Raw genomic sequence first — 25,174 nt, 5'->3', positions numbered from 1 at the left:
TTTTGACGGTTTCATTAATAAATATCAAAAAAATTGATCATATAAACCGATAGCATACCGATACAAAACTCATAAATAATAAAAATATCAGGAATTAGTCTATGTTAGAGAGATACCGAAATCAAAGTGTCGGATTCCAGTTGAAACTGGTGATCACTTTGTGTCTATTCATTGCTTTCAGCAGTATTGCAGCGCTTGTTTACCGCAACGCTTCCGATGTTCTATTGGAAAGCACACTGAAAGAACACCAATCTAAAGTAGAATCAATGGCAAAAACCATTGCTGGCCAATTCGATGCTTACCTGCACACCGCTAAAGTCCTCGAATCTACTTTTCGCAATGGCTACCTTGCCGGTGTCTATGTCGAAAATTACACGGTTGACTTCATGGGACATGAAGTACCAAACATCACTCAATACAGTGAAAGCTTAATTAATGACACCAAGTTGGTCGACAGTTTCACACGTGATACCGGCGCTATAGCAACGCTATTCGCACCATTGGGTGACGACTTTATTCGGGTGTCAACCTCCCTAAAAGATCCACAAGGTCAGCGAGCGGTCGGAACCACGCTAGGCATCAACCATCCTGGTTATCAGCAACTTAAAGCAGGACAACCGTATTACGCTCAAATTAAATTGTATGGCGAGCGCTACATTACCTACTATGCCCCAATCAAAGATGCGACAGGAAAGGTAGCAGGCCTATCGTTTATTGGCTTACCAGTAGACCAAGCGACACAAACCTTATTCGATGCACTCGAAGAGATAAAATGGGGCGACACTGGTTACACCATTATCGTTGATAACGACGAAAACAATCTTGGTAAATACCTACTTCATCCAGCAAAAAGCGGCTCAGATTCGTCAATACTAGAAGTCGCCGACTACAATGGTCACAAGCCTTTTGGCCAGATTTTCGAACAATCTAGTGGATTAATTCGCTACCCTTTCGAGTACCAAGGTAACGTAGGCGAAAAGTATCTTGTCTACACAGAGGTTCCAGGTTGGAACTGGAAACTGCTAGGCGGTACGTTTATCAAAGAAGTTACAAAAGGTAGCGACACGCTTCTCACACTCATTGCCATCATTTCTTCGGTAGCGGCAATCATTACTTTTGTTGTACTGACACTGTTCTTGAATCACAGCTTACAACCTCTCACGACTCTAAACTCATACATGACTCGCTTAGCTGGCGGCGAAGTCAGCTTGAGCATCCCAGCGTCTCGTAAAGCATCAAAGAATGAAATTACGAACCTGAGCTCGGGTGTCGCCAGTATGGCAAGTCAGCTCAATGAACTTGTTGGTAAGATCCGTTCAACAAGCGACTTAGTGGAGAGCAACTCCACCAGCGTTGCCAACGATGCACATAGCAATTTGACCCAAGCCGACCGACAACAACAAGAAGTCGAGCAAGTTGTGACAGCGATTGAAGAAATGGCCTCTTCCGCTCAATCTGTCGCACAACAAGTCGAAAGCATTGCGGAAAACGTACGCTCAGCAAATACTGATAGTCAATCTGGTCTCGCGATTGTTGAAGGCGTATGTATCGACGTTGCTCAACTTAACGATCAATTGGATCAATCAGCAACGGCTATCGAGCAAGTAAATCGCGATAGCGAGAGTATTCAAACCGTCACTAAAATGATTGATGAAATTGCTGAGCAAACCAATTTACTTGCCTTGAATGCCGCCATTGAAGCAGCACGAGCAGGTGAACAAGGTCGTGGCTTCGCAGTTGTAGCAGATGAAGTGCGCACACTTGCGCACCGAACCCAAAGCTCAGTTCAGGATGTCGTGGAAATTATCGAGAAACTAAAAGGGTCGACTCATAATGCAGTTAATATGATGACAGACAGCCAACGCAGTGCAAACCAGGTCTTGGACAAAGCACAAGACGCGGGCACAGCATTAGAAGCCATCGCAGTACAAGTGCAGTCGATAGCCTCTCAAGCCGACGCCATTGCAGCGACTTCAGAAGAACAAGCTCAAGTTTCACAAGAAATTGCAGCAAATGCCCATTCTATCAGTGAACTTAACCGAGAAAGCCGCAACACGAGCGCAAAAACCTCGCAAAGTGCCATTGAACTTCAACAACAAGCACGAAACTTGAAAGAGCAAGTCGACTTCTTCCACTAATACTTAATAAGAGCCGACCCAGTCGGCTCTTTTTGTTTCACTTGATACCACGCTTTTTGATAGAATTTGCCGCCCTACTTTCTGTTCGAGATCGTCATGAACTATCAATGCCCTCTATGCCACCAAGCTCTAGCGTTAAATGAAAAAACGTTTAAGTGCGAAAACAATCATCAGTTTGACTTAGCAAAAGAAGGCTACGTTAACTTGATGCCAGCGCACCACAAACGTTCTAAAGATCCTGGTGACAACAAAGAGATGATGCAAGCTCGTCGTCGATTCCTCGAAGGAGATTACTACAACCCAATGCGCCAAGAAGTGGCGCAGCTGTGTGCAACATACACTGAGGGGAGCACCCATCAATTATTAGATATTGGTTGTGGTGAAGGTTACTACACAGATCAAGTACAAAAGACGATAGAAACACAAGCGAACCATGCCACGATTTATGGCTTAGACATTTCCAAAGTTGCCATTCGTTACGCGGCGAAGCGTTACACGCACTGCAACTTTAGTGTGGCTTCTAGTCACCGACTTCCCTTCGCAAATGAATCCTTAGATGCCATTTTGCGCATTTATGCCCCGTGTAAAGCTGAGGAGCTGCAGCGCGTTGTAAAAAACGACGGCGTTGTTGTCACGGTTACTCCTGCTAGTCGCCACTTATACCAACTGCGTGAGCGGATTTATCAAGAAGTTCGTCTTCACAATGAAGAACCAGAACATATTGAAGGGTTTGAATTAGAGCACCAGCAGCATCTTAACTATGTTATGGACTTGAAAAACGGAGCCGCAGTCGATTTATTGCAAATGACGCCATTCGCATGGAAAGCAACCGATGCTCTTCGTGAAGAGTTGAAATCCGCTACACTTTTCCAATGTGAGGCTGATTTTATGTTGCGTGTATATCGCAAAAAAACACTCAATTAATACGTCAAAAAAACAACAAACGCAAATAGTTATCATTTATATTGATTCATTGCTCAGCCTCCATTAATATCATCCGGACATTTTTGGAGGCTTTTCAATGCGCTTTTCTACTTTGAGCTTGCTCTTTGCAGGCTTACTTACTGGTTGCTCTTCATATACGCACACCAACTCTCACGCAACCTCAGCGGAAGTCACTAGTTTTTACGACTACCAACTATACACCCCTTCTGGCGAGCACATCGCTCTAAGCAAACTGCCAATTGAGCTGCAACAAGCAGATGTCATTCTTATTGGTGAATGGCACACACACGCCGGCGTTCATCGCTTTCAAACCGATATGCTCAAACAACTTACGTCCTACGACCGCTCACTCGCGTTATCTATGGAACAATTTACCCGCGACAAACAACCTGTTGTTGACGCTTACCTACGTGGGGAGATCGGCGAACAGTACTTAATGAAACAAGCCAACGCTTGGCCCAATTATGAAAGCGACTATCGCCCTCTCGTGGAGTTTGCTAAGCAGAAAAATCTCCCGGTCATTGCAGCAAATGCACCAAAGAGCATTGTCCGATGCATTGGTCGACAAGGGCTAGATTACATTAACAAGCTCGATGATGATCAGCGGATGTTCATTGCACAAGCCATCAACACTGGTAGTAGTCCGTACAAAGAAAAGTTCATGGCATCCATGCATCACGGTAAGCCAGAGCAGACGGAAAAACAGTTTGCAGCTCAAGTTACTTGGGATGAAACTATGGCGGAATCTATCGTTAGCTATCTAGACGACAACCCAGGCGCTCAGATTGTCCATGTTGCGGGCAAGTTTCACACCGAGCAAGGGTTGGGTACGGCAGCATCAATCTTAAGCCGCAACCCGAGCTTAAAAGTGGTTGTAATTAGCCCAACAGATAACGTGCTTTCTGATAATACAGACTATCAGTTAGAGGTTCTCGCACCACCAGTACGGTATGTACAAGATGCTCACCGCATGGCGGCATATCAACATCTAACTAAACGCAATAACGATCTTCAATGTAAGTAGCTGGTCTTCAATTTAAGTTACTACCTTGCCGTTGCGTTGCATCATCACACCGCTTCAAGTTCATAGAGTGACAAGGGTCTGCTTCCTGCTGGTCTATTTTTTGCTAATGATCACCAATAGAAACTAGAAGCGGCAAAAGCAGACCTGTTTTTATCCAAATAGCTTCAGAAATAAACTTTGCCGCCGATAAAAATATAACTGCTTTTTACCCGCACTCAGTGACCGAGTGTCGATGTTCCAAGGAGTATTCGATGAATCCAGTAGGAAGCACTTCTGTTAATAGCTATGCCAAACAACCTGTCGCCTCTAAACAAGCAAGTATTGCACAAGAAGAAACTAGTGCTTCGCCGCTGAAAGTCGAACACAATAAGGTGACGCTTTCGACCGAAGGCAAAGCGCTACTTGCCGCTCTGCAACAAATCGAGCACGACAGCAAAAAAATAGAAGCAGAAGATAAATCTGTTGGTGAAAAGGTCGAATCTTTCACACATGGTGCGCTTGGCATGGATCACCCCGATAAAATCGAGAAAGAAGAGGATGGCTCATATTCTGCGGGTCAATACCTTTCTGCGGCACTTACCGTTGGTGGCATCATACTGGCATTAGTCTGATAACCAGTCTGATAATCGTCACGACAACAAATCCTATTTGAACCAAACACTTACTGCAGCCCATAATTTAATAAGCCAAAGAACGATATGATGCAAACGTAAGTGAATTCGACCGCTCTTGTGGCCCGATAATATATGCTCGTTTATTGCTCCCTAAACTAGGTTTCTTGTGAAGGCACTGAATGGATAACTTTAGTCCATGCTTTCAACTCCTAAGCGTAATCCAAGCCCACGTTTGTGGGCTTTCTTCTTTCCAAACTAACGAACGTTAGAGAGCGACTCATTTTTTCTGCAAAACCAAACAAAAACGACAATTTGGTTAAACTTTTATTACCGACACAAAACTTTCATAAATCATTGCTTTAATGCCTGCGCTTTCAATAAACAAGGAAAATATAATGAAGCGCTTAGTATCTCCAATCGTTACGGCAGTGGCTGCATCTACCCTCTCTTTCAACGCACTCTCAGCTGAAATCAAAAACGTCATTTTGATGATCGGCGACGGCATGGGTCCTCAACAAGTTGGTTTACTCGAGACCTACGCAAAACACGCACCTAACTCGGTTTACAAAGGCGAAAGCACAGCGTTATACAAACTCGCTCAAGAAGGTGTGATTGGATCATCACTAACCAATCCAGAAGACGCAATTGTCGTCGACTCTGCGTGCTCAGCTACGATGCTAGCGACAGGAATCCCTACCGCTTCTGAAGTCATTGGCATTGATAGCCAAGGCAACCATGTCGAAACTATTTTGGAAAAAGCCAAAAGTAAAGGTAAAGCGACAGGGCTCGTCTCTGATACGCGTATGACCCACGCAACGCCAGCAGCATTTGCCGCTCATCAACCACATCGCTCCCTAGAAAACAATATTGCGGCGGATATGCTCGAAACAGGCGTAGACGTGATGATGTCTGGTGGACTTCGTCATTGGATTCCAAAGTCGACAAACGACAAGGGAGAGACATACGAGCAACTTGAAAAGCTCACTCAAGGTAATGTCTACCTAAAATCGAAACGCAAAGACGAACGCAACTTGCTTGCCGAAGCGCAAGACCAAGGCTATAGCTTAGCTTTCAGCCGCGATATGCTCACACAAGCTAAAGGTGACAAATTACTTGGACTTTTTGCTTACTCGGGCATGAACGATGGTATTGCCTACAGTCAAAGCAAAAACGATCCAAAACGCACGCAGCCATCGCTGAAAGAAATGACCACCAAAGCAATCGACATTCTTTCAAAAGACAAAGACGGTTTTTTCTTGATGGTTGAAGGCGGCCAAATTGACTGGGCTGGCCACAGTAACGATGCAGGTACGATGCTGCATGAAATGCTTAAATTCGATGAAGCGGTAAACTCAGTTTATGAGTGGGCAAAAGGCCGTGATGACACCCTGATCATTGTTACTGCTGACCACGAAACCGGCTCTTTTGGCTTTAGCTACTCATCAGCAAACTTGCCTAAACCACAAAAACGCGACGGCGAAGCATTCAAAAATCAGGATTACGCGCCAAACTTCAACTTTGGTCAGTTCGAGATCCTCGATGGTTTATACAACCAAAAGAAAAGTTACTACGGCATGATCAGTGAATTCCAAGCGCTTGATAAGAAAGAGCAAACTCCAGAGAAGTTTGCGGAAGTCGTGAACGCAAATAGCGATTTTTCGATTACGCCTGAGCAAGCAGAACGCGTATTAGCAAGTAAACCAAATCCATACCGACTCGCTGGACACAAATACTTAAGCGAAGAGAACGTACCGACAATCAATGACTTTGATGCTTTCTTTCCTTACAACGACCGTGGCAACTTGCTAGCGCGTGAGCATGCAACAAAGCAAAACACAGTATGGGGGACGGGTACTCATACGCATACTCCTGTCAACGTATTTGCTTGGGGACCTGCAGAAACTATCCTTCCGGTATCAAAAATCATGCACCACTCGCAACTAGGCGAGTACTTGAAGCAACAAATTAAATAATCAACTTGCACTTACTTCACAACTCGTGATGTTTCAACGCTCTCGCAAGGGAGCGTTTTTTTATGCATGAAAACAGTTGACGTTTTAAATCGTACACCACAATAATTATGGGTCTTTAATTATATGAATAAAGAAAATGTGCGAAATCTTTGCTAAGCAACCCCAAGACAACTATCAGTTCATCACCCGCTCTATCCGTATTGATGGTCACGCGACCAGTGTAAAACTTGAAGCGAGCTTTTGGACAATTCTTGAGGAAATCGCTAGTGCTCAAAACATGACGGTTCCTAAATTCATAAGCACTGTTTATCAAGAAGCACTCGAATACAATGGTGAAGTGAACAACTTTGCCTCCTTACTTCGATGCGCTTGCCTCACTTACGCCCGCCAACCTCAAGAGACCACTCGTCAAGCACTTGCGCAACTTAACAGTTAATAGCAACCAACCGAGCAATAACCATCCTAGGCTATGCATCCGTATTATAAACCCTTGAGCATCTTCTAATTTGTCGTACTAGAGTACTACCCAGACTCCTTTTGAAATCGCTAACCTGTGCGGACTATCAAGGAGTACCTATGACAAAAATGATTCACACCATGATCCGAGTAAGTGATCTGGACCGCTCTCTACAATTTTACTGTGACGTACTTGAACTAGAAGTCGCTGATCAATACATCTTTGATGGCTTTTCTCTAACCTATCTAGCCAACCAAGAAACTGGCTTTGAATTGGAACTGACGCACAATCACGACCAAAGTGAGCCCTACACTCACGGCTCAGGTTACGGCCACCTTGCCGTCAGCGTGGAGGACATTGAACAAGCCCACAAACGCATTAAATCTCTCGGCATTGAAACTGGTGACATCAAAGCCTTTGACCATCAACAAAAGCATTTAGCAACGTTCTTTTTTGTAACCGACCCTGATGGTTACAAAATTGAGTTCCTGCAACGCCAAGGGCGTTACCTATAACAAAAAGAGTAAACATTATGATTCACTTGACGGCTACCTTTCATGCACAACCGGGAAAAGAACAAGAGTTGAAAGAGGTACTTACCCGAGCGCTTGAACCTACTCGCAATGAAGAAGGTTGCGTTCGTTATCAATTGTTCCAAGATAAAGACAATACATGCCACTTCGTTTTTCAGGAGCAATTTAAAAACCAACAAGCATTTGAGCTTCATGGTAAAACAGAACACTTTGCTCTTTTGATTAGCCAGATCGACAACTTGTTAGAATGCGAGCCTAAACTGGTGTTCTTTAACGAACTGTAACTATAGCGCTAACCGAAGATCAAAAAAGGCACTCTATCTAGAGTGCCTTTCACTAGTTGGGACCTGTGATTAAGCGTCTTGCTTCTCCACCATATGCAAATGCACATCTTGTTGTGGGAAAGGAATCGAAATACCTTCTCGGTCGAAGCGTAGTTTCACCTCTTTTGTCACATCCCAGTATACATCCCAGTAATCATCCGTTTTTACCCAAGGACGCACAATAAAATCTACAGAAGACGTATTTAATGTATGAACTTTGATCATTGGCTCTGGAGTGCGAAGTACCGAAGGGTGAGAGGTAATGATATCAGACAATACTGACTCCGCTTTTAAGAGGTCATCCGCATAGCCAATGCCAAACACCATATCCACGCGGCGAATGCGTTCATGCGTGACGTTCTTAATAACATCTCCCCAGATTTTGCTGTTAGGCACAATAATAATTTGGTTATCAAACGTACGGATTGTGGTGTTCACCAAACTCATATGGCTTACCTTGCCATCTACACCGCCAGCATACACAAAATCACCAACATCAAATGGGCGATAAATAAGCAGCATCATACCCGCCGCGAAGTTGGATAACGTGTCTTGCAACGCGAAACCAATAATCACACCAGCAATACCGAAACCGGTTAGGATTGGCGCTAGGTTCAAGCCAAGCTGAGATAAGCCTACCATGATACCGATCACCCACACGAATTTGCCGGACATCGAGATAAAGAAGTCCTGCATCAAGTGGGAAAGTTTTAAGTTTTTCGATGCAACTGCCTTACGGACCACTTTGCGCGTTAACTTAGCCAGTCCACGAGCGATCAATAAAATCAGCGCAAAAACAAACAACTGGAAGATATGCTGCGGTGCATTCTCGGCAAACCAATCCAGTGCCGAGTTGGACCAGTGACTCAGTATTGACCACACAACTTTGGTATTCAGTAAGTCATGTGTGATATTACCCGTCACTTCAAAAATTTGGCGTTTGTATTCAGACGTTTCTAAACCGACTTTATCACCAATTGAAATCAGGTTGCGTAAGCTTTCTGTCGCAATATTTAGCCTTTGTTTAGTAATGAGCTGACTAAGTTGCAACGACGCTTTTTCCGACTCTGGGCTAGACGAAAGTTGGGAGCCAATGATCTCACTTTGCTGACTCAAGTACTCAATTGAAGCAGACAGTAAGCGCATACGTTTATCAATTTTATCTTTTAGTTCCGCTTCTGCGCGCTCGTTTTGGGCCCCTAGCTCCTTCAACCAAGCGAGATTTTGCCAGCTCGAATCGAAGCTAACATCAAGATAACGCTGTAGCTCTCGATAATCATTAACAAGAGCAAGCTTCTCTTCATCCTTAGCCTTATTTAAATCCTCGACGACTTTCTTTATTTTTTCCGATAGATAGTTCGTCGCATCCTCAGAGTATTGTTCTTGTTTTTTAACTAGCAAGATCAGCTTGTCGCGAGAGATAGTTTCACGTTCAATCGCTGACGCTAACTGGCTTCTTAATTCTTCATTCTTTTGGAATAGTTGCAGTTGAAGGGCATCACGCTCGTCGCCACTCGCTTGCGAGAGGCTTTGGGATAAATCCACAATCTCTCGGTTCAAGTTGTCAATCGAGATTTCGGCAGCAGAAGGCTCTTGGATATCGTCAGTAGCAGTCGCATGAACAGCCATTGGGGAGAACATAATGACGGCAAGTGCGAATAATGTCACCCAAGATGTCAGGCGCAGTTTCTGGGGGAAATGAAACGTCATGTTTACCTCATAGGGAACAATCCTGATCAAAACAATCAGGAATAGAAGTGTAAAGCGTTGAAATCATACTCCTAAGTTTACAACACTAAATAATAAACTGAGCAGCATTTCGTTAGCGAGACGTCAAAGTTGGGAGCCCCAATAGCAAACAAGCCTTTCATTTAATCAATGAAAGGCTTGTTTGTATTCGACTAAGGACGGTTGGGATGATTTAAAATATGGTCTTCCCAATCCACCACATCAATCTCGTAAACAACTTTGTTACGGACACTTTCCCCTGCCGCATGCATTGCGGACTTAGAGCCTGTAATCAACGGATGCCATTCTGGTAAAGGCTGCTTTTCAGCCAACAGACGGTAAGCGCACGTGTGTGGCAGCCAAGTAAAATCGTCGATGTCTTCTCGGGTCAGCTTGGTGCACTCTTCACCCGAAGTGAAACGGTTTGGGTAATCCTTACATGAACACGTTTTACTGTTCAGCCAGCTACAAGCCACATTGGTATAGTAGATTTCATCGGTATCTTCATCCATCAGCTTATGCAAACAACATTTGCCACAACCATCACAGAGAGATTCCCATTCCTCTTCTGTCATCTGCTCTAACGATTTACTTTGCCAAAATGGAGTGCTCATACTTCAGGTCTCACCAAGGGAATTTAGGGGGCGATTTATACTCTTCTCAACGCAAAAGTTCAAGTTTTGAGAAGATCTTGCATCCTTCCCACATAACGGTGGAGATATTCAACTACTTTCGTTTTACTGTTCTATCCTTAAACAAGTTTCCATTACTCAATTGATCAAGAAGGCATTAAGGAGTTTTCATGGGTATTATTTCTTGGATTATTTTGGGCTTAATCGCCGGCGCACTTGCTAAATGGCTCATGCCAGGAAAAGATGGGGGCGGTTGGATTGCAACAATGTTACTTGGTATTGCAGGGGCATTTGTAGGTGGCTTCCTTGGCGGCATTCTCGGTTTCGGCGGAGCAACTGGCGTCAACATTGGTAGTATCATTACCGCAACACTAGGCGCATTTATTCTGTTGTTTGTTTATAACCGTTTCTTAAAATAATCACGATGATTTAAAAGCAAAAAACCAAAAAGGGAGCGTAATGTTAAGCGCGCCCTTTTATTTTTTTCTTTCTTCACTCTTCCAATCCACGTCAAAATGACCATAATTGCCCCCTTAATTTTTAAGAGGTTTACATTATGGATTGTCGATTAGGATGTGGAGCGTGCTGTATTGCGCCAAGTATCTCTTCACCAATACCTGGAATGCCCAAGGGCAAACCTGCAGGTGTTCGTTGTGTACAACTCAACGACGACAATTTGTGCAAGCTATTTGGTAAGCCTGAACGCCCAAAAGTCTGTCACGATTTTAAACCGTGTCCGATTGTATGCGGCAACACCAATCAAGAAGCACTCGACAACATCACTGAATTAGAACAATTGACGTAATGCGACTCTAGACCACACGTTTAAAGTTAGTACCTCGGTTGTTTCTCTCCGAGGCAGTAATCAAAGCAAACTCAAGATTTAGCACTCCCCCCCTCAGCCTTTTATCTCACCCTTGAGAACTCTTGCCACATAGCGTTCCATTTGCGGTTTTTGCGCGATCTCCCTCACAATTTATTGACAATTCTCGACTATGTTCAGCGGGTCATTTAATTAAAGATCAGGAAAGAACATGAATAAGTATTTGGCTGAGGCTTTTGGCACGTTCTGGCTAGTGTTAGGCGGCTGTGGTAGCGCGGTGTTGGCTGCGGGTTTCCCTGAAGTGGGTATTGGTCTGTTGGGCGTTTCTTTGGCATTCGGTTTAACCGTTCTGACGATGGCATTTGCTATCGGTCATATTTCAGGTTGTCACTTGAACCCTGCAGTGACAGTTGGCCTTTGGGCTGGCGGTCGTTTTGAGACAAAAGACGTTGCTCCCTACATCATCTCACAGGTGATCGGCGGGCTTATCGCAGGTGGCGTGCTTTACGTTATTGCATCTGGACAAGCAGGATTCGATGTTGTGGGTTCTGGCTTTGCCGCCAATGGTTATGGTGAACACTCTCCAGGCCAATACTCGATGATCGCTGCACTTGTGACTGAAGTTGTCATGACGCTGATGTTCCTGATTGTCATTATGGGTGCAACAGACAAACGTGCGCCACAAGGCTTTGCACCTATCGCAATTGGCCTGTGTTTGACTCTCATTCACCTGATCAGCATTCCTGTCACCAATACGTCAGTAAACCCTGCTCGTAGCACGGCAGTCGCAGTATATGTGGGTGACTGGGCGGTTTCTCAGCTATGGCTGTTCTGGGTTGCGCCTATTGTGGGTGGCGTGCTTGGTGCGGTTATCTACAAAAACCTTCTTAGTGAAGAATCGAACGATTAATCGTTCCCAACTCCCAAGATCAAAAAAGCCGCTGAGTTCAGCGGCTTTTTATTAAATTCTGTGTCGACCTAATAGCGAATGTGACAACGTCGTGCCATCAACAAGCTCTAGCTCCCCACCGACAGGCACACCATGCGCGATGCGGCTGGCATCAACTTGGTGCTCTTTACATAGCTCTGCGATGTAATGGGCAGTGGCTTCACCTTCAACTGTTGGGTTTGTCGCCAAAATCACTTCGGTAATATCACCGCGACGTAAGCGGTAATCAAGGACATCCAATCCAATATCACTTGGACCAATACCATCTAATGGCGACAAATGCCCCATAAGAACAAAATACCGACCAGAATATTGGCCTGTTGCTTCAACGGCTGCGATGTCTGCCGGGCTTTCTACCACACAAATTTGACCATTTTCTTGGCGTTTTGGGTTGGTACAAATGTGACAGACTTCTTCTTCGGTGAAGGTTCGACACTCAGTACAATGACCTATTTCTGTCATTGCCTGACTAAGCGCATCTGCAAGCTGCAAACCGCCTTTTCTATCGCGCTGTAACAAATGAAAGGCCATACGCTGCGCTGACTTGGGGCCAACCCCAGGTAGACAACGTAAGGCCTCCATCAATTGTTCCAGCATATGACTGGTACGCATTAAAAGTCCGCTTAATTAAATATCAGCAGATTAGAATGGCATTTTCATACCTGGTGGTAGTTGCATACCGCCAGTTACAGAAGCCATTTTCTCTTTTTGAGTTTCTTCAACACGACGGGCTGCATCATTGAACGCCGCAGCGATCAGATCTTCAAGCATTTCTTTGTCGTCTTCCATCAAACTTTCATCGATGTCAACACGACGTACGCTGTGACTACCAGTGATAGTAACTTTAACTAGGCCAGCACCAGACTCGCCAGTTACTTCCATATTCGCGATTTCTTCTTGAAGCTTTTGCATGCGATCTTGCATTTGCTGGGCTTGCTTCATTAGGTTGCCCATACCGCCTTTACCAAACATGTTTATCTCTCTGGTTTAATGAGGTGTTGCATCAATTAATGGGGTTATACCTTTGGGTTTTCAACCCCATTCCATTCGATTATTAGATAGGGCGCACACTATCTTTATCAAGCTCTGCAGCAAAACGACGTTCAATAAATTGAACATTTGGATCGTTTTCTAAACTGTTCAGCGCTTGCTGTAATTTCTCTTGGTAGAGCCTATCTCTCAGTTCAAGTGGTGTTTCTCCACTCTCCCCTATTTCGATGCTCATGTGGCACTCTTCACCTAACACGGTATTAAGTGCTTTGAGCAATTCGGCTTGAGCTCTATCAGTATTCAAATGAGCTTGGCTGCTTCTCAATAGTAACGAAACGGTTGTTCCTTGCTTACTATAATGAGAGTTTAGCGCAAGTTGCTCTACCAGCTTAGGGATCTCCATTAAGCTGATGAGCTTCGCCCATTCATTATGTTCTAATGACTCATCGATGAGCTTTTGTGCCATTTCAGGCGTTTTCTCATGCTCAAGTGCCTGCTTGAGCTGCGTAGGTGTCAGTTTTGTATTTACTTTTGTCTCAACAGGCTTGCTTGGACGCCAGCGATACGCTTCCTCAACTTGTGGCTCCGTCGACTTCGGAGCTGAGTTTGGCGACACCTGCGCGGAATTGCCATGCAATTGCGCTACTCGGTCGATAACCGATTCTGGTTGTGCAGATGCCGCTTTAGGCTTTTTTGAGCCACCATTTTGAGGAGTGTTCTGTTGTAGGCCTTGACGCTGAGAACGTAATTGGTGACGTAAACCGCTTAGACCACCGCGCGCCGGTGTTGAAACGCTCTCTTGCACTTGTTGAGGTGGCGTTTCATGCTGCGGTGCAGGGTTTTCGCTCATCGGCGGCGCCATATCATACTGTGGCGGAACCCTCTCATATCCACTCGCGTGATATTCAGGTTGTGAATTGGATGAAGGTTGAGGCGCCACTTGTGGTGAGCTTTGTGCTGGACTCGGCTGCTGAGCTCGAGGAGCTGCTACTGTCTGAGCTGGTGCAGTCTTTGATTGACTGGCACTTTGAACTGGGGCTGAAGCTGATTCGCAGTTACTGGAAACAACATTTGCCCCACTGTTACTTGATGGGCGGAACGCCATCATACGCAGCACAATCATTTCCAGACCGACTCGCCCATTTGGCGAGAGGGTCAAATCTTCACGACCTTTCAATGCAATTTGATAGTAAAGCTGAACGTCTTGCGGGCTTAGAGCTTTACTCAACAGCTCAATTTTCTCTGCATCTGGTTGTGCTCGGTCTAACGACGCGGGCAACGCTTGATACATCGCAATTCGGTGTAACTGTGTTGCGACTTGCTGCAACAAACCATCCCACTCAACACCATTTGCCGCTAATTGTTGGATTTTATCCATAGCTTGTTGAGGTTTCTTGCTGCTGATTGACTCTAGTAAGTGAATCGCTTGGTCGGTATCAATCGTCCCCAACATGTGGCTGACAATATCGGCTTGCACCGCACCGTTACCTAAAGCTATTGCTTGATCAGTCAAGCTGAGAGCATCACGCATACTGCCATCTGCAGCATGTGAGATCATACCCAACGCTTTTGGCTCTGCTGAAACTTGCTCTTGACCTAGGATGTAATCAAGTTGCTGGTGAATATCATCAACGCTGATTGGTTTCAGATGAAACTGAAGACAACGCGACAATATAGTGACAGGCAGCTTTTGTGGATCAGTTGTTGCGAGTAAGAACTTCACATACTCTGGCGGCTCTTCCAGGGTTTTCAACAACGCATTGAAAGAGTGACGCGATAGCATGTGCACCTCATCGATGAGGTACACTTTAAAACGTCCACGAGCAGGTTTGTATTGAACGTTGTCTAACAGTTCACGAGTGTCTTCAACTTTAGTACGTGATGCTGCGTCGATTTCAAGAAGATCGACAAAGCGACCTTCATCAATTTCACGACAAGTATCACACTTACCACAAGGTGTCGCGGTAATGCCGGTTTCGCAGTTCAAGCCTTTGGCAAACAGCCTACCGATACTCGTTTTACCCACACCACGAGTCCCGCTGAACAGATAAGCATGGTGTAAACGGTTTTGCGCCAGTGCGTTTTCCAACGCCGTCAGGACATGTTTTTGTCCGACAACTTGGTCAAACTGATTAGGACGCCATTTTCGCGCTAAAGCTAAATAACTCATTGAATGTATTAATGTCCTTCAAAATCGCAGATGCTGTACACGTTTAGACCTAGTGCTTCTAAACGTTTATCGCCACCGATTTCTGGTAGGTTGATAACGAACGCAGCGTGCTCAACTTCACCACCCAGTTGGCGAATCAGCTTAGTCGTCGCTTCAATAGTACCGCCCGTTGCCAATAAATCGTCGACAACCAGTACTTTGTCGCCTTCAACGATAGCATCTGTATGGATTTCTAGTGTATCAACGCCGTATTCAAGCTCATAAGATTGAGCAACAGTAGGGCGTGGTAGCTTGCCTGGTTTACGCACTGGTACAAAACCAACACCTAGCTCAAGCGCTAAAGGCGCGCCAAATAGAAAGCCACGGGCTTCCGTACCCACAACCTTGGTAAAGCCCATATCTTTGTAACGTTCAACAAGTAAGTTGATCGTCGCTTGGTATGCTTTCGCGTCTTCAAGAAGGCTCGTCACATCACGAAATAGAATGCCTGGCTTTGGGTAGTCTTGGATGCTTTTGATGCTAGATTTGATCAGTGAAATTGTTTCTGTAGTCATAATACCGATTTACTTAGATTGGCTCATCGCCCTCTCTAATCGCAGTATCACGAGGGCAACGAACAATAGGTTTTCACCACTATGTGCTTATTTTCGTAAAAGTCACAGGCGCTGAAAATACAAACGCCCACTCGAAGAGCGGGCACACTATTCTCTACAATCTTAGTGATTTTCTTCTCGGTCAGCAACCAACTCAATCACAGGCAGACGCATAAACCAGCTGAGTAAAACGATTAGCATCACTAAAAGACCAATTTTTACCCAAACGAGGGGGACAACAACGATTGAAACCATGAAACTAAGCGCAATAAAAATCGCACCACGCTTTTTTACTTTTGAAGTAACAGCCCGATGCTTATGCCAATTGTCGAGAATTGGTCCAAACGTTTTGTGGTTATGTAACCATTGATGAAATGCGGGGCTACCACGCATAAAACATGCGCTAGCAAGCAAAATAAAAGGTGTGGTGGGTAACAGTGGAAGGGCTATGCCGGCTATGCCGAGCACAATACAGAGTCCACCAACAGTATTGAAAAAGTAACGCTTAATACGAATGGTGAACTCCGGTACAAAATAGCTAGATTAAAAGCCTGCGTAACCATTCATTACACGAAGCCAGGTTAGCGTTGCAGGAAGTGTTGGGATCAAAAGAACTGCAATAAAACCTAAAAAGTAAAAAATATTATAAGGCTCTTTAAAATCTTTGTCTGCCATGATGTGTCTTCTCACTAGTTGACTTTGCTTCTCCCAAGGCACAGCGTTAAATTATCGTTGCACAAATGGGTCATTATTGTTTTAAGCGCTGACTATACATTAAACAGCCAAATCTAAACACCAGTAAAAAGTAAGGTTATTGAACTAAACGTATGTTGTTTTGGTGGTTCTAAAAAGATAATAAGCAGCGTCAGGACGCTGCTTATTGGTTTGCAAGTCATAATTATACTAGTCGGGATTTCCGGGTAATACTTAAACTAAAACTTGAAGAACCTAAACACCCGATAGATAACTGTCCTGCAACACTAAGCGGTAAATCGCGGGTGATGAAGTTTTTCATACTTCCTCCCCCTAAACGGTTACCTGCTGCGATGTGTTGATTCGTATTTCCGTCAGACCAATGGCTATCTAAACCCGCAGGTAATATAGAGACCGAGGATGAAGCGAGGTCGGCGACACCAAACACAGCATTGACTGCACCCGCACACTCCGAACACTCAATTCCTTTTTCAATGATCCCTACCATGTCCTTGAGATCAGCACTGAAACTTTTCAAGTTACGGAGATAGTCGTCAAACAATGCCCTAACGAGCAATGTCGTCGCAACTCCATCATTAGCTTGGGAAGCAGAATCAACGAGATAAAACGCAAATTGACCATTCATTAACCAACGATAATCGAAAACCAAGGGCATCACATCCGTCGATTGCAATAAACGGTACGAGCAGCGCCAATCTCCCTGAGCAGCATCCTTCTCTGGCAATAGCGCTTGCAGTAAATCTCTTGCCGCACTCGGATTCTGTTGCAAATACTCCAGATGCCAATACAGCTCTTGTTCATCCGGGATTTCACCACCATCATCAACCCTGAACCACTGACTTGAAAAGTCACGTTGTTCTGAGAAGTGACTATCAGTATCTTCTAGCGTATTCTCTATCGCCTGAGATAGGTGCTCATAATTACCTATCGGTTTAGGAAGAAAATCTTTAATACCAAATCGCAACGCTTTCGCGACATCGGACATTTCATCCGTGCCTGATACCACGATAAGCGGCATATATGGGTATTCGAGACTAACTTCTTCGACGAACTCGATACCATCTAAGACCGGCATCGATAAATCACATAAGATAAGATCGGGTTGGCATTCCCTGAGTTGTTGAAGCGCTTCTAGGCCGTTTTCTGCTTCTACTACTTTAAAACCCTGACTTTCTAAATAGGCATTGGTTACTTTACGAAATATTGGATCATCGTCCACCAACATTATTAGTTTTTGATTAATCACTTCCTGTGCCGAGACCATTGCCGTTTGACTGTGAGTCTTAAACATACCTTTATCCCTCACAAAGCTCAGTCAAAAAAACAGATTTATTATTAAGTCATTATTTTTGTTGTGTTTACTTCCAGCAAAACGTGTCACAGCAAGACCTGAGGCCGCTTCGCCTTGTTATAAAACTTAGCTCGGAAACTGCATTAATACAAATATTACGGCGTATAACAGTATTTACTCAAACAGGGTTGCTGTGTTCAAATGATGCAACATGTTGACTTAAAGCAAGCTTTGATCACAAAGTTAATTATAAATTAACCGTAATCGGTAATTTAATGTGTCTGGAAATATGAAATTAGATGACTTAAACCTGTTTCGACTGGTTGTCGAAAATGGGAGCTACACCGCAACTTCGCGAAAAACCATGATCCCGGTTGCGACCATCACCCGACGCATTCAAGCGCTAGAAGACTCTGTCAATCTTCGACTATTGAACCGTCATGCTCGCAAACTCTCGCTCACTGAAGCAGGGGAACGTTTTTACCATGAGTGCTCTCCTTTACTACAAAGGCTAACAACCGCAGCAGAGGAAATCACTGACGACTGCCGAGGAGCATCCGGCAAGATTAAGATATCCGCGCCTTATAACTTAACTAAACGAATGATGATGCCGATGTTCAACAGCTTTATGAAGCAGTACCCGGACATCAACATTGAGCTAACGACAGAGAATAATGCGGACAAGCTTGACCCTACTGAATGGGATGTAATTTTTCGAGTGGGACCGCAACGCGACTCTAGCCTCATCGCGCGTAAGATTGGCGAAGTGAAGGATATTCTCGTTGCAAGCCCTGACTATCTAACCTCGAATCCTGCGCCACATCATGCAGAAGAGCTCTCTAACCATTCATTGCTAAAAGGGTACCCACTTATTAAGTGGACCTTGATTAATAGCAAAGGCGAGTCTGTGGTGAATGTTGATCGTGGTCGTTTTCAAGCAAACGCGCTCAATGTGGTGCGCAGCGCTTGTTCCGAAGGTTTAGGCATCACACTAATGCCAGATGTCATGATCAAAGAGTACATCGAGAGCGGCGATTTGGTACGCGTACTGCCAGATTGGAGTGCAAACCCGCGCGACATTTATATGCTTTACAACCACAAAGACCACCTGCCAGAGAAAGTTCGCCTCTTTATTGACTTTGTGATCGCTTATAACATTCACTAATTAGATAGCGAAAACAAAAAACCAGAGCCAAAGCTCTGGTTTTTTTACGACTTAAGAAAGCGCATCCTATGCGCCTTCGTTATGAAGCTCTAGGTTTGCTAAATCCTGTTGGATTTCAAGTTGTGTTTTCGCATCATCATTACGAAGACCATCCAAAAAATCTAGGTATTGTTGGTCAATATCACCCGTTACGTATTCGCCGTTAAACACGGATGTATCGAACTGAGTAATATCTTGGTTTCCAAGACCTACCGCCTCTACCAAATCTTCTAGACGTTGATAAATAAGCGCATCGGCACCAATCTGCTTACAAATTGTATCGTTGTCACGGCCATGGGCAATAAGCTCTGTAGCACTTGGCATATCAATGCCGTATACGTTCGGGAAACGAACTTCAGGAGCCGCTGAGACCATGTACACTTTCTTGGCACCAGAATCACGAGCCATCTCAATAATCTGCTCTGACGTTGTACCTCGAACAATAGAGTCATCCACCAGCAACACGTTCTTACCTTTGAATTCCGAACGAATAGCATTCAACTTGCGACGTACTGATTTCTTACGTTGTTGCTGGCCAGGCATGATAAACGTACGTCCAACATAACGGTTTTTCACGAAACCCTGGCGATAAGGGATATCGATCGCTTGTGCGATTTGCAGTGCAATGTCGCAAGACGTTTCAGGGATAGGAATGACAACATCGATATCAAGGTTTGCGTAATCTTCACGAATACGTTCGCCCAGCTTTTTACCCATTTCAACGCGAGCGCTGTATACCGAAATTTTATCGATGAACGAATCTGGACGAGCAAAGTACACGAACTCGAAAATACAAGGGTTCAGCTTAGGATTATCTGCACACTGCTTCGTGTAAAGCTCACCGTCAAACGTTGCGTAAATCGCTTCACCAGGTGCAACATCACGGACGAAATCAAAACCGACCGCATCCAATGCCACCGATTCAGACGCAACCATGTACTCTGCTCTGCCGTTAACTTCACGCTTACCTAAACACAGCGGGCGAATACCGTGTGGGTCACGAAATGCAATCATACCATGACCAATGATCATAGCTGTCACAGCATAAGCACCGCGAATTGTGCGATGAACATTGGTGACTGCGCGGAATACGTCTTCGGTCGTGACATTTCCTTTTACTGAGTCAATTTCGTGCGCCAGTACATTTAGTAATACTTCAGAGTCTGAAGTGGTATTGATATGACGGCGATCTTTTTCAAACAGCTTCTGACGAACTTCGTTAGCGTTAGTCAAGTTACCGTTGTGGGCAAGTGTAATACCGAAAGGAGAGTTTACGTAGAAAGGTTGAGCTTCTGAAGCGCTTGAACTGCCTGCTGTAGGGTAACGAACATGACCAATTCCGACCTCGCCTTGCAGGCGTTGCATGTGTCTTGCTTCAAATACATCCTTGACTAAACCGTTCGCCTTACGCAGACGAAAACGATTGCTTTCTATGGTACAAATACCAGCGGCATCTTGGCCACGATGCTGTAACACCGTTAACGCGTCATAAATAGACTGGTTTACAGGCGTTGTGCCCACGATTCCAACAATACCACACATGTCCTAATCCTCGATTTGCGACAGTAGCTGGCACTACTAGATAGTGCCAGACAGAAAACTTGATGTTGCTTGTAAATGCTCGAAGAATGGGGCGATGATACGGCTGAACTCAGGGATCAACTGTGAATCTTTCCACCAATCCGAGCTTGGGAATGCAGTAAACGCATCCATAAAAAACAGCACCGCAGAAACAATTAAGACTCCGCGTAGACCACCAAATACAATCCCGAGAATTCGGTCCGTACCTGATAGCCCTGTTTTTTGTACCAGTTGACCAATGACGTAATTCACCACTGCACCAACTACCAAGGTTGCGACAAATAACGCCGCAATCGCCGCTCCGTTACGAAACATATCATCTTCGATGTTGGTGAAGTACACCGCTAATTTGGCATAGTAATTACTGGAGATAAAAAACGCTCCGAACCAAATCACCAAAGACAAAGCTTCTTTAGCAAAACCGCGAACTAAACTGATCAGAGCTGAAAATCCGATCACACCTAAAATGATAAAATCTATCCAATTCATCTTTTCTTCATCTTAAGTTGGCGCGCATTTTAACAGAAAAAATGCTGACGCAAACGTTTTCTTATGGATTTAATGGCTTAAATTTAAGCAATTGACCTTTTGAACCTGTAATTTTTTGTAATTCTTGAACTTGTCGTTCAAGTTTACTTTTTGACACATCAGGGCCAACAATCACTCTCGTAAACTCGTTTTCTTTCTTTGTGTGAGCTTGATAACCACGCTTTTGCAAATCCGCGACAAGCGCGACAGCATTTTCGTGATTCTTAAGTGCCATCAACTGAATGATCCAAGCTGAATCTTCATATTGATTTTTCTCTTGAACAGGACGAGTGACGACCTCAACTTGCTCTGGTTGTTTGATGACCTCAGGTTTAGATGTTGGCACTGGCTCGGGCTCAGAAACGGCTACTTGAGCATCCTCACGTTCTTGCACTACAGCTTCAACCGGAGAATCCGGTAACGTAATGTCGTCTTCCACTGGCTCTAATATTTCGAAGTTTTCCACATCACTATCAAGTTCTGGTTTGATAGGAATACTGGCAAATTCTTCTTTGTAGTGCAGTTTCTTACCATCTAGCACATCGGGAAGAACAATGACTCCGACTGCGACTAGAATGATGGTGCCGACTAAACGACTTTGGAATTTACTTGCCATCAAAATACCTTTACTTATTTATTATTTGATTGCCAATGTTCCAATACCTCTCCGACGGTATGGAATGAGCCAACCACCAGAATAACGTCTCCTGTCTTTGCGTGGCTTCTCGCACTCTCGAAGGCGTCAACAGGGTTTTCAAAATGAACTTGCCCATCAGGTAAGTATTGGCACAATTCATCAGCGGTCGCCGCTCTCGGTCCAGTAAGCGACGCTGGATACCATTGTGTTGCAACTGGAGTTAGCGCTTCAATGGTTGCTTTAATGTCCTTGTCATGCAGCATTGCAACCACAATATGGATATTCTTACCCAGATATTGTTGCTTCACTCTTTCTACCAAATACTCAGCAGAGTGCGGGTTATGAGCGACATCAAGGACTATTTCAGGTTCGTGATGCAGTACTTGCATACGCCCCGCCAAACGAGCATTATTCAAGCCATTGACAATATTTATGTCAGTGATTTGCAATTCCGAAGCCCCTAGTGCCATCAGTGCAGTGGCTGCATTTTGTAATGGTAGCGATGGGATTGGTAAATCCTCTAACTCAAATGCCCCACTGCTCCATTTCCAACCATTATCAGTTAGTTGGTAATCGTACTGAATACCTACTTGGAAGAACTCAGAACCAATATCGTCAGCATGAGCCGCCACGGTCGCTGGTGGCGTCGGTTGACCACAAATTGCTGGCTTCCCTGAACGGTAAATGCCCGCTTTTTCAAAACCAATAACATTGATGTCATCACCAAGCCAATCCACATGATCGATCGCTAAGCTCGTAATAACAGAAACATCATGGTCAACAACGTTAGTGGCGTCTAGACGGCCGCCAAGTCCTACTTCAAGTAAGACAACGTCAACTTTCTCTACTTGGAAAATACGTAGCGCAGCAAGCGTACCGAATTCAAAGAGGCTAAGGCTAACATCACCACGCTGCTTTTCTACATAATCGAATGCTTTACAGTGCTTGGCATCTACAACGTCAACGCCATTAATGCGTACACGCTCGTTGTAACGAATCAGGTGCGGAGAACTATAAACACCGACTGAATAGCCAGCATCAAGTAAAATGGCTTCCATTAACGCACACGTTGAGCCTTTGCCATTGGTTCCGGCAACGGTGATTACGGTTGGAGCTGGTTTGGTAAGATTGGCTTTGTTTGCTACCGCTTGGACACGGTCTAAGCCTAGATCAATTGCTGAGGAATGAATATTTGCTAAATAATCAAGCCACATCTCTAATGAAGATGTGGCTTGAGGAATTGGGTTTTGGGTCATCTAACTTTAACCATTAAATTCTTTGGTTTTTATGTTAGTTGATACTTTACCCTTTTTCGTCCGCTTCTGGTACAGAATATGGCTCTTCATTTGGAGATTCGTTAACCGAAACCACCAAAGGAGACTTGTGGTTAGTCATCTTAGCGATAAGACCACCCACACGCTGACGCATTTCACGACGGTCAACGATCATATCAATAGCACCGTGATCAAGCAGGAACTCACTACGCTGGAAACCTTCAGGAAGATCTTCACGTACAGTTTGCTCGATTACACGACGACCAGCAAAGCCAATGAGGGCCTTAGGTTCACCGATGTTGATATCACCCAACATAGCCAAACTTGCTGATACACCACCCATTGTAGGGTCAGTTAGAACAGAAATAAACGGCAGACCTTTTTCTGATAAACGCTCAAGCGCAGCACTGGTTTTTGCCATTTGCATAAGAGACATTAAAGCCTCTTGCATACGAGCACCACCACTTGCTGAGAAACAAACAAGCGCACAGTTATTTTCAATGGCTGCATCCACTGCTTTCACAAAGCGAGCACCAACGACTGAACCCATTGAACCACCCATAAAGGAGAATTCAAACGCACACGCCACAAGCGGCAGACCAAGCAATTCACCCTGCATCACAACTAGCGCATCTTTCTCACCGCTATTTTTTTGTGCAGCAGAGATACGCTCTTTGTATCGCTTAGAATCTTTAAATTTCAGTTTATCCTGTGGCTCAAGTTCAGAACCTAATTCAACTCGATTACCTTCATCTAAAAATGTTTCCAAACGACGACGCGCTTTCATACGCATGTGATGGTTACACTTTGGACAAACTTCTAAGTTACGCTCTAGTTCAGCATGGTATAAAACCTGTTCACAAGAGGTACATTTAGTCCACACACCTTCTGGGATAGAAGCTTTGCGTGAACTTACTAGATTGCTTTTCTCTAAAATCTTTTCAAGCCAACTCATGGAAGACCTTTTCTCTCAACTCTTCCGCTTCATTGCGAAAGATATAAATTCGACATAATACCGACGGATTAAACCATATCTTGCAGCTACTGTAGATAAAAAACTGGTTGTACCTATTTTTGATATCGTAAATAGCGTATGTTTTCCGTTCACATTCAATGTAAACACTACCGATATTTTGAAATAAGTTTGTAAAATTAGTTCAAATTATCTAGTAAAAACAGTGGACCGATCGGCACTTCAGGTAACCCAAACTCTTCTGGGTAGTCTACATCTACCAGGTACAGACCTTCCGCTTTCGCTGTCGCACCCGCTAGTTTGCGATCTTTGGCTTCTAATAACCACTTGATCCATTCAGGACTCTCTTCGCCACGTCCAACTTTTATCAAGCTACCCGTGATATTACGAACCATATGATGCACGAACGCATTGGCTTTAATATCAATAACCACATAGTTTCCATGGCGCGTAACGTTCAGATGCATCAAGTTTCGAAATGGGCTGCGAGACTGACAATGCGCCGCGCGAAACGACGTAAAATCATTTTCGCCAAGTAGGAACTGCCCTGCTTCATGCATTTTTTTCTCGTCGAGCTCACCATGATAGTGACTAACCCCCGAGTTTAGGATGCCTGGACGTAAAGCATGATTGAAAATAATGTAACGATAACGGCGAGCTGTCGCTGAGAATCTTGCATGGAAATCATCTGAAACTTCCTTAGCCCAACGAACCGCTATATCGCTTGGCATGTTCGCGTTTGCGCCCATGGTCCAAGCTACCATTTTTCGAGTAACGTTGGTATCAAAGTGCACAACTTGTCCCGTGCCATGCACGCCTGCGTCTGTCCGACCAGCACACTGAACTTCAACTGGGTGATTAGCGACGACGGACAATGCTTTCTCTAGCTCTTCTTGGACACTTTTCACTTCTCTTTGGCGCTGCCAACCAAAGTAGTTTGTACCGTTGTACTCGATACCTAATGCGATTCTCATCTTAACCTTCGAACTCTAAAATGGGGCGGGAAGTATATACTCAAGTCACCTCAAGTTGCCAGTTTCACCAAGGGTGACATAAAGGTAGCATCCTACTAACGGGACA

Annotated in this window: 27 protein-coding genes; 12 read left to right on the top strand and 15 right to left on the bottom strand. The window is 44.5% G+C overall.

The features are described 5' to 3' along the window. Positions 1-101 precede the first annotated feature (101 nt). The 8 genes from R8N47_RS04010 (at position 102) to R8N47_RS03975 (ending at position 7,968) form a co-directional block, all read left to right on the top strand. Positions 102-2,138 carry a methyl-accepting chemotaxis protein gene (locus tag R8N47_RS04010; protein WP_033907353.1) on the top strand — a complete coding sequence of 679 codons (2,037 nt, stop codon included), beginning with the start codon at positions 102-104 and terminating at the stop codon, positions 2,136-2,138. Positions 2,139-2,234: 96 nt separating this feature from the next. Continuing rightward, complete coding sequence (gene rlmA / locus R8N47_RS04005; protein ID WP_062730495.1) at positions 2,235-3,062, top strand: 23S rRNA (guanine(745)-N(1))-methyltransferase; 828 nt, start codon at positions 2,235-2,237, stop codon at positions 3,060-3,062. A gap of 97 nt (positions 3,063-3,159) precedes the next feature. Beyond that, positions 3,160-4,107 carry a ChaN family lipoprotein gene (locus tag R8N47_RS04000; protein WP_054701560.1) on the top strand — a complete coding sequence of 316 codons (948 nt, stop codon included), beginning with the start codon at positions 3,160-3,162 and terminating at the stop codon, positions 4,105-4,107. 251 nt (positions 4,108-4,358) lie between these two features. After that, on the top strand, positions 4,359-4,718 hold the full coding sequence (locus tag R8N47_RS03995; RefSeq protein WP_053349598.1) for a hypothetical protein: 360 nt from the start codon (positions 4,359-4,361) through the stop codon (positions 4,716-4,718). Between the two features lie 398 nt (positions 4,719-5,116). Next, entirely contained in the window at positions 5,117-6,694 is a 1,578-nt protein-coding gene (locus tag R8N47_RS03990) for an alkaline phosphatase (protein ID WP_005380687.1), read from the top strand. A gap of 136 nt (positions 6,695-6,830) precedes the next feature. Next, positions 6,831-7,130 carry a ribbon-helix-helix domain-containing protein gene (locus R8N47_RS03985; protein ID WP_005384938.1) on the top strand — a complete coding sequence of 100 codons (300 nt, stop codon included), beginning with the start codon at positions 6,831-6,833 and terminating at the stop codon, positions 7,128-7,130. 140 nt (positions 7,131-7,270) lie between these two features. After that, positions 7,271-7,666: a VOC family protein gene (locus tag R8N47_RS03980; protein WP_005380685.1), complete on the top strand. Its 396-nt coding sequence runs from the start codon at positions 7,271-7,273 to the stop codon at positions 7,664-7,666. 17 nt (positions 7,667-7,683) lie between these two features. Then, a complete protein-coding gene (locus R8N47_RS03975) occupies positions 7,684-7,968 on the top strand; it encodes a putative quinol monooxygenase (RefSeq protein WP_005384942.1) in 285 nt (94 codons plus the stop codon). 69 nt (positions 7,969-8,037) lie between these two features. Here R8N47_RS03975 and R8N47_RS03970 read toward each other — a convergent pair whose 3' ends face one another. Both R8N47_RS03970 and R8N47_RS03965 read right to left on the bottom strand, forming a co-directional pair. Then, complete coding sequence (locus R8N47_RS03970; protein ID WP_005380681.1) at positions 8,038-9,717, bottom strand: mechanosensitive ion channel family protein; 1,680 nt, start codon at positions 9,715-9,717, stop codon at positions 8,038-8,040. A gap of 191 nt (positions 9,718-9,908) precedes the next feature. After that, positions 9,909-10,349, bottom strand: a complete 441-nt coding sequence (locus tag R8N47_RS03965; RefSeq protein WP_005384948.1) for a YcgN family cysteine cluster protein — start codon at positions 10,347-10,349, stop codon at positions 9,909-9,911. A gap of 188 nt (positions 10,350-10,537) precedes the next feature. Between R8N47_RS03965 and R8N47_RS03960 the strand changes: the two genes are divergently transcribed. From R8N47_RS03960 to aqpZ, 3 genes are all read left to right on the top strand, one after another. After that, positions 10,538-10,786 carry a GlsB/YeaQ/YmgE family stress response membrane protein gene (locus R8N47_RS03960; RefSeq protein ID WP_005380625.1) on the top strand — a complete coding sequence of 83 codons (249 nt, stop codon included), beginning with the start codon at positions 10,538-10,540 and terminating at the stop codon, positions 10,784-10,786. Between the two features lie 137 nt (positions 10,787-10,923). After that, the gene (locus R8N47_RS03955) at positions 10,924-11,172 is read left to right on the top strand and encodes a YkgJ family cysteine cluster protein (RefSeq protein WP_017820793.1); all 249 of its coding nucleotides are present in this window, start codon (positions 10,924-10,926) and stop codon (positions 11,170-11,172) included. A 229-nt stretch (positions 11,173-11,401) separates the two neighbouring features. After that, positions 11,402-12,100 (top strand): aquaporin Z, encoded by a 699-nt coding sequence (gene aqpZ, locus R8N47_RS03950; RefSeq protein ID WP_064354213.1) that lies wholly within the window; start codon positions 11,402-11,404, stop codon positions 12,098-12,100. A 51-nt stretch (positions 12,101-12,151) separates the two neighbouring features. Here the strand turns inward: aqpZ and recR are convergent, their stop codons facing one another. The 7 genes from recR to R8N47_RS03915 form a co-directional block, all read right to left on the bottom strand. Continuing rightward, positions 12,152-12,751: a recombination mediator RecR gene (gene recR / locus R8N47_RS03945; RefSeq protein ID WP_005380619.1), complete on the bottom strand. Its 600-nt coding sequence runs from the start codon at positions 12,749-12,751 to the stop codon at positions 12,152-12,154. Between the two features lie 30 nt (positions 12,752-12,781). Beyond that, on the bottom strand, positions 12,782-13,111 hold the full coding sequence (locus R8N47_RS03940) for a YbaB/EbfC family nucleoid-associated protein (protein WP_005380618.1): 330 nt from the start codon (positions 13,109-13,111) through the stop codon (positions 12,782-12,784). 82 nt (positions 13,112-13,193) lie between these two features. Beyond that, a complete protein-coding gene (gene dnaX / locus R8N47_RS03935) occupies positions 13,194-15,299 on the bottom strand; it encodes a DNA polymerase III subunit gamma/tau (RefSeq protein ID WP_158156757.1) in 2,106 nt (701 codons plus the stop codon). A gap of 8 nt (positions 15,300-15,307) precedes the next feature. After that, the gene (apt, locus tag R8N47_RS03930; RefSeq protein WP_005380615.1) at positions 15,308-15,853 is read right to left on the bottom strand and encodes an adenine phosphoribosyltransferase; all 546 of its coding nucleotides are present in this window, start codon (positions 15,851-15,853) and stop codon (positions 15,308-15,310) included. A gap of 162 nt (positions 15,854-16,015) precedes the next feature. Beyond that, positions 16,016-16,402 (bottom strand): YbaN family protein, encoded by a 387-nt coding sequence (locus tag R8N47_RS03925; protein WP_080276930.1) that lies wholly within the window; start codon positions 16,400-16,402, stop codon positions 16,016-16,018. A 33-nt stretch (positions 16,403-16,435) separates the two neighbouring features. Next, a complete protein-coding gene (locus R8N47_RS03920) occupies positions 16,436-16,567 on the bottom strand; it encodes a hypothetical protein (RefSeq protein WP_005380608.1) in 132 nt (43 codons plus the stop codon). A gap of 223 nt (positions 16,568-16,790) precedes the next feature. Then, positions 16,791-17,897: a response regulator gene (locus tag R8N47_RS03915; protein ID WP_005380606.1), complete on the bottom strand. Its 1,107-nt coding sequence runs from the start codon at positions 17,895-17,897 to the stop codon at positions 16,791-16,793. A 289-nt stretch (positions 17,898-18,186) separates the two neighbouring features. Here R8N47_RS03915 and R8N47_RS03910 point away from each other — a divergent pair, with 289 nt between their 5' ends. Beyond that, positions 18,187-19,062, top strand: a complete 876-nt coding sequence (locus R8N47_RS03910; RefSeq protein ID WP_005384959.1) for a LysR family transcriptional regulator — start codon at positions 18,187-18,189, stop codon at positions 19,060-19,062. A 66-nt stretch (positions 19,063-19,128) separates the two neighbouring features. Here R8N47_RS03910 and purF read toward each other — a convergent pair whose 3' ends face one another. From purF to truA, 6 genes are all read right to left on the bottom strand, one after another. Beyond that, positions 19,129-20,643, bottom strand: a complete 1,515-nt coding sequence (gene purF, locus R8N47_RS03905; RefSeq protein WP_005380592.1) for an amidophosphoribosyltransferase — start codon at positions 20,641-20,643, stop codon at positions 19,129-19,131. A 36-nt stretch (positions 20,644-20,679) separates the two neighbouring features. Further along, a complete protein-coding gene (locus R8N47_RS03900) occupies positions 20,680-21,171 on the bottom strand; it encodes a CvpA family protein (RefSeq protein ID WP_005380590.1) in 492 nt (163 codons plus the stop codon). Between the two features lie 61 nt (positions 21,172-21,232). Further along, positions 21,233-21,826, bottom strand: coding sequence for an SPOR domain-containing protein (locus R8N47_RS03895; RefSeq protein ID WP_005380588.1), 594 nt, complete (start codon positions 21,824-21,826; stop codon positions 21,233-21,235). Between the two features lie 14 nt (positions 21,827-21,840). Next, complete coding sequence (folC, locus tag R8N47_RS03890) at positions 21,841-23,103, bottom strand: bifunctional tetrahydrofolate synthase/dihydrofolate synthase (protein WP_064354214.1); 1,263 nt, start codon at positions 23,101-23,103, stop codon at positions 21,841-21,843. Between the two features lie 46 nt (positions 23,104-23,149). Beyond that, a complete protein-coding gene (gene accD / locus R8N47_RS03885; RefSeq protein ID WP_005380583.1) occupies positions 23,150-24,076 on the bottom strand; it encodes an acetyl-CoA carboxylase, carboxyltransferase subunit beta in 927 nt (308 codons plus the stop codon). 197 nt (positions 24,077-24,273) lie between these two features. After that, on the bottom strand, positions 24,274-25,068 hold the full coding sequence (truA, locus tag R8N47_RS03880) for a tRNA pseudouridine(38-40) synthase TruA (RefSeq protein WP_064354215.1): 795 nt from the start codon (positions 25,066-25,068) through the stop codon (positions 24,274-24,276). Positions 25,069-25,174: the final 106 nt, after the last annotated feature.

Source organism: Vibrio sp. 2132-1 (assembly GCF_033344315.1).
This window is presented reverse-complemented; position numbering and strand designations above follow the sequence as displayed.

What these genes read in the sequence shown, in the direction of transcription:
- R8N47_RS03965 (WP_005384948.1), bottom strand. Translation starts at nt 10,349, where the DNA reads ATGAGCACTCCATTTTGGCAAAGTAAATCGTTAGAGCAGATGACAGAA.
- R8N47_RS04010 (WP_033907353.1), top strand. Translation starts at nt 102, where the DNA reads ATGTTAGAGAGATACCGAAATCAAAGTGTCGGATTCCAGTTGAAACTG.
- rlmA (WP_062730495.1), top strand. Translation starts at nt 2,235, where the DNA reads ATGAACTATCAATGCCCTCTATGCCACCAAGCTCTAGCGTTAAATGAA.
- R8N47_RS04000 (WP_054701560.1), top strand. Translation starts at nt 3,160, where the DNA reads ATGCGCTTTTCTACTTTGAGCTTGCTCTTTGCAGGCTTACTTACTGGT.
- R8N47_RS03995 (WP_053349598.1), top strand. Translation starts at nt 4,359, where the DNA reads ATGAATCCAGTAGGAAGCACTTCTGTTAATAGCTATGCCAAACAACCT.
- dnaX (WP_158156757.1), bottom strand. Translation starts at nt 15,299, where the DNA reads ATGAGTTATTTAGCTTTAGCGCGAAAATGGCGTCCTAATCAGTTTGAC.
- R8N47_RS03980 (WP_005380685.1), top strand. Translation starts at nt 7,271, where the DNA reads ATGACAAAAATGATTCACACCATGATCCGAGTAAGTGATCTGGACCGC.
- recR (WP_005380619.1), bottom strand. Translation starts at nt 12,751, where the DNA reads ATGCGTACCAGTCATATGCTGGAACAATTGATGGAGGCCTTACGTTGT.
- R8N47_RS03970 (WP_005380681.1), bottom strand. Translation starts at nt 9,717, where the DNA reads ATGACGTTTCATTTCCCCCAGAAACTGCGCCTGACATCTTGGGTGACA.
- R8N47_RS03960 (WP_005380625.1), top strand. Translation starts at nt 10,538, where the DNA reads ATGGGTATTATTTCTTGGATTATTTTGGGCTTAATCGCCGGCGCACTT.
- R8N47_RS03955 (WP_017820793.1), top strand. Translation starts at nt 10,924, where the DNA reads ATGGATTGTCGATTAGGATGTGGAGCGTGCTGTATTGCGCCAAGTATC.
- R8N47_RS03985 (WP_005384938.1), top strand. Translation starts at nt 6,831, where the DNA reads ATGTGCGAAATCTTTGCTAAGCAACCCCAAGACAACTATCAGTTCATC.
- R8N47_RS03900 (WP_005380590.1), bottom strand. Translation starts at nt 21,171, where the DNA reads ATGAATTGGATAGATTTTATCATTTTAGGTGTGATCGGATTTTCAGCT.
- R8N47_RS03895 (WP_005380588.1), bottom strand. Translation starts at nt 21,826, where the DNA reads ATGGCAAGTAAATTCCAAAGTCGTTTAGTCGGCACCATCATTCTAGTC.
- R8N47_RS03920 (WP_005380608.1), bottom strand. Translation starts at nt 16,567, where the DNA reads ATGGCAGACAAAGATTTTAAAGAGCCTTATAATATTTTTTACTTTTTA.
- R8N47_RS03915 (WP_005380606.1), bottom strand. Translation starts at nt 17,897, where the DNA reads ATGTTTAAGACTCACAGTCAAACGGCAATGGTCTCGGCACAGGAAGTG.
- R8N47_RS03975 (WP_005384942.1), top strand. Translation starts at nt 7,684, where the DNA reads ATGATTCACTTGACGGCTACCTTTCATGCACAACCGGGAAAAGAACAA.
- accD (WP_005380583.1), bottom strand. Translation starts at nt 24,076, where the DNA reads ATGAGTTGGCTTGAAAAGATTTTAGAGAAAAGCAATCTAGTAAGTTCA.
- folC (WP_064354214.1), bottom strand. Translation starts at nt 23,103, where the DNA reads ATGACCCAAAACCCAATTCCTCAAGCCACATCTTCATTAGAGATGTGG.
- R8N47_RS03990 (WP_005380687.1), top strand. Translation starts at nt 5,117, where the DNA reads ATGAAGCGCTTAGTATCTCCAATCGTTACGGCAGTGGCTGCATCTACC.
- R8N47_RS03910 (WP_005384959.1), top strand. Translation starts at nt 18,187, where the DNA reads ATGAAATTAGATGACTTAAACCTGTTTCGACTGGTTGTCGAAAATGGG.
- aqpZ (WP_064354213.1), top strand. Translation starts at nt 11,402, where the DNA reads ATGAATAAGTATTTGGCTGAGGCTTTTGGCACGTTCTGGCTAGTGTTA.
- purF (WP_005380592.1), bottom strand. Translation starts at nt 20,643, where the DNA reads ATGTGTGGTATTGTTGGAATCGTGGGCACAACGCCTGTAAACCAGTCT.
- R8N47_RS03940 (WP_005380618.1), bottom strand. Translation starts at nt 13,111, where the DNA reads ATGTTTGGTAAAGGCGGTATGGGCAACCTAATGAAGCAAGCCCAGCAA.
- truA (WP_064354215.1), bottom strand. Translation starts at nt 25,068, where the DNA reads ATGAGAATCGCATTAGGTATCGAGTACAACGGTACAAACTACTTTGGT.
- apt (WP_005380615.1), bottom strand. Translation starts at nt 15,853, where the DNA reads ATGACTACAGAAACAATTTCACTGATCAAATCTAGCATCAAAAGCATC.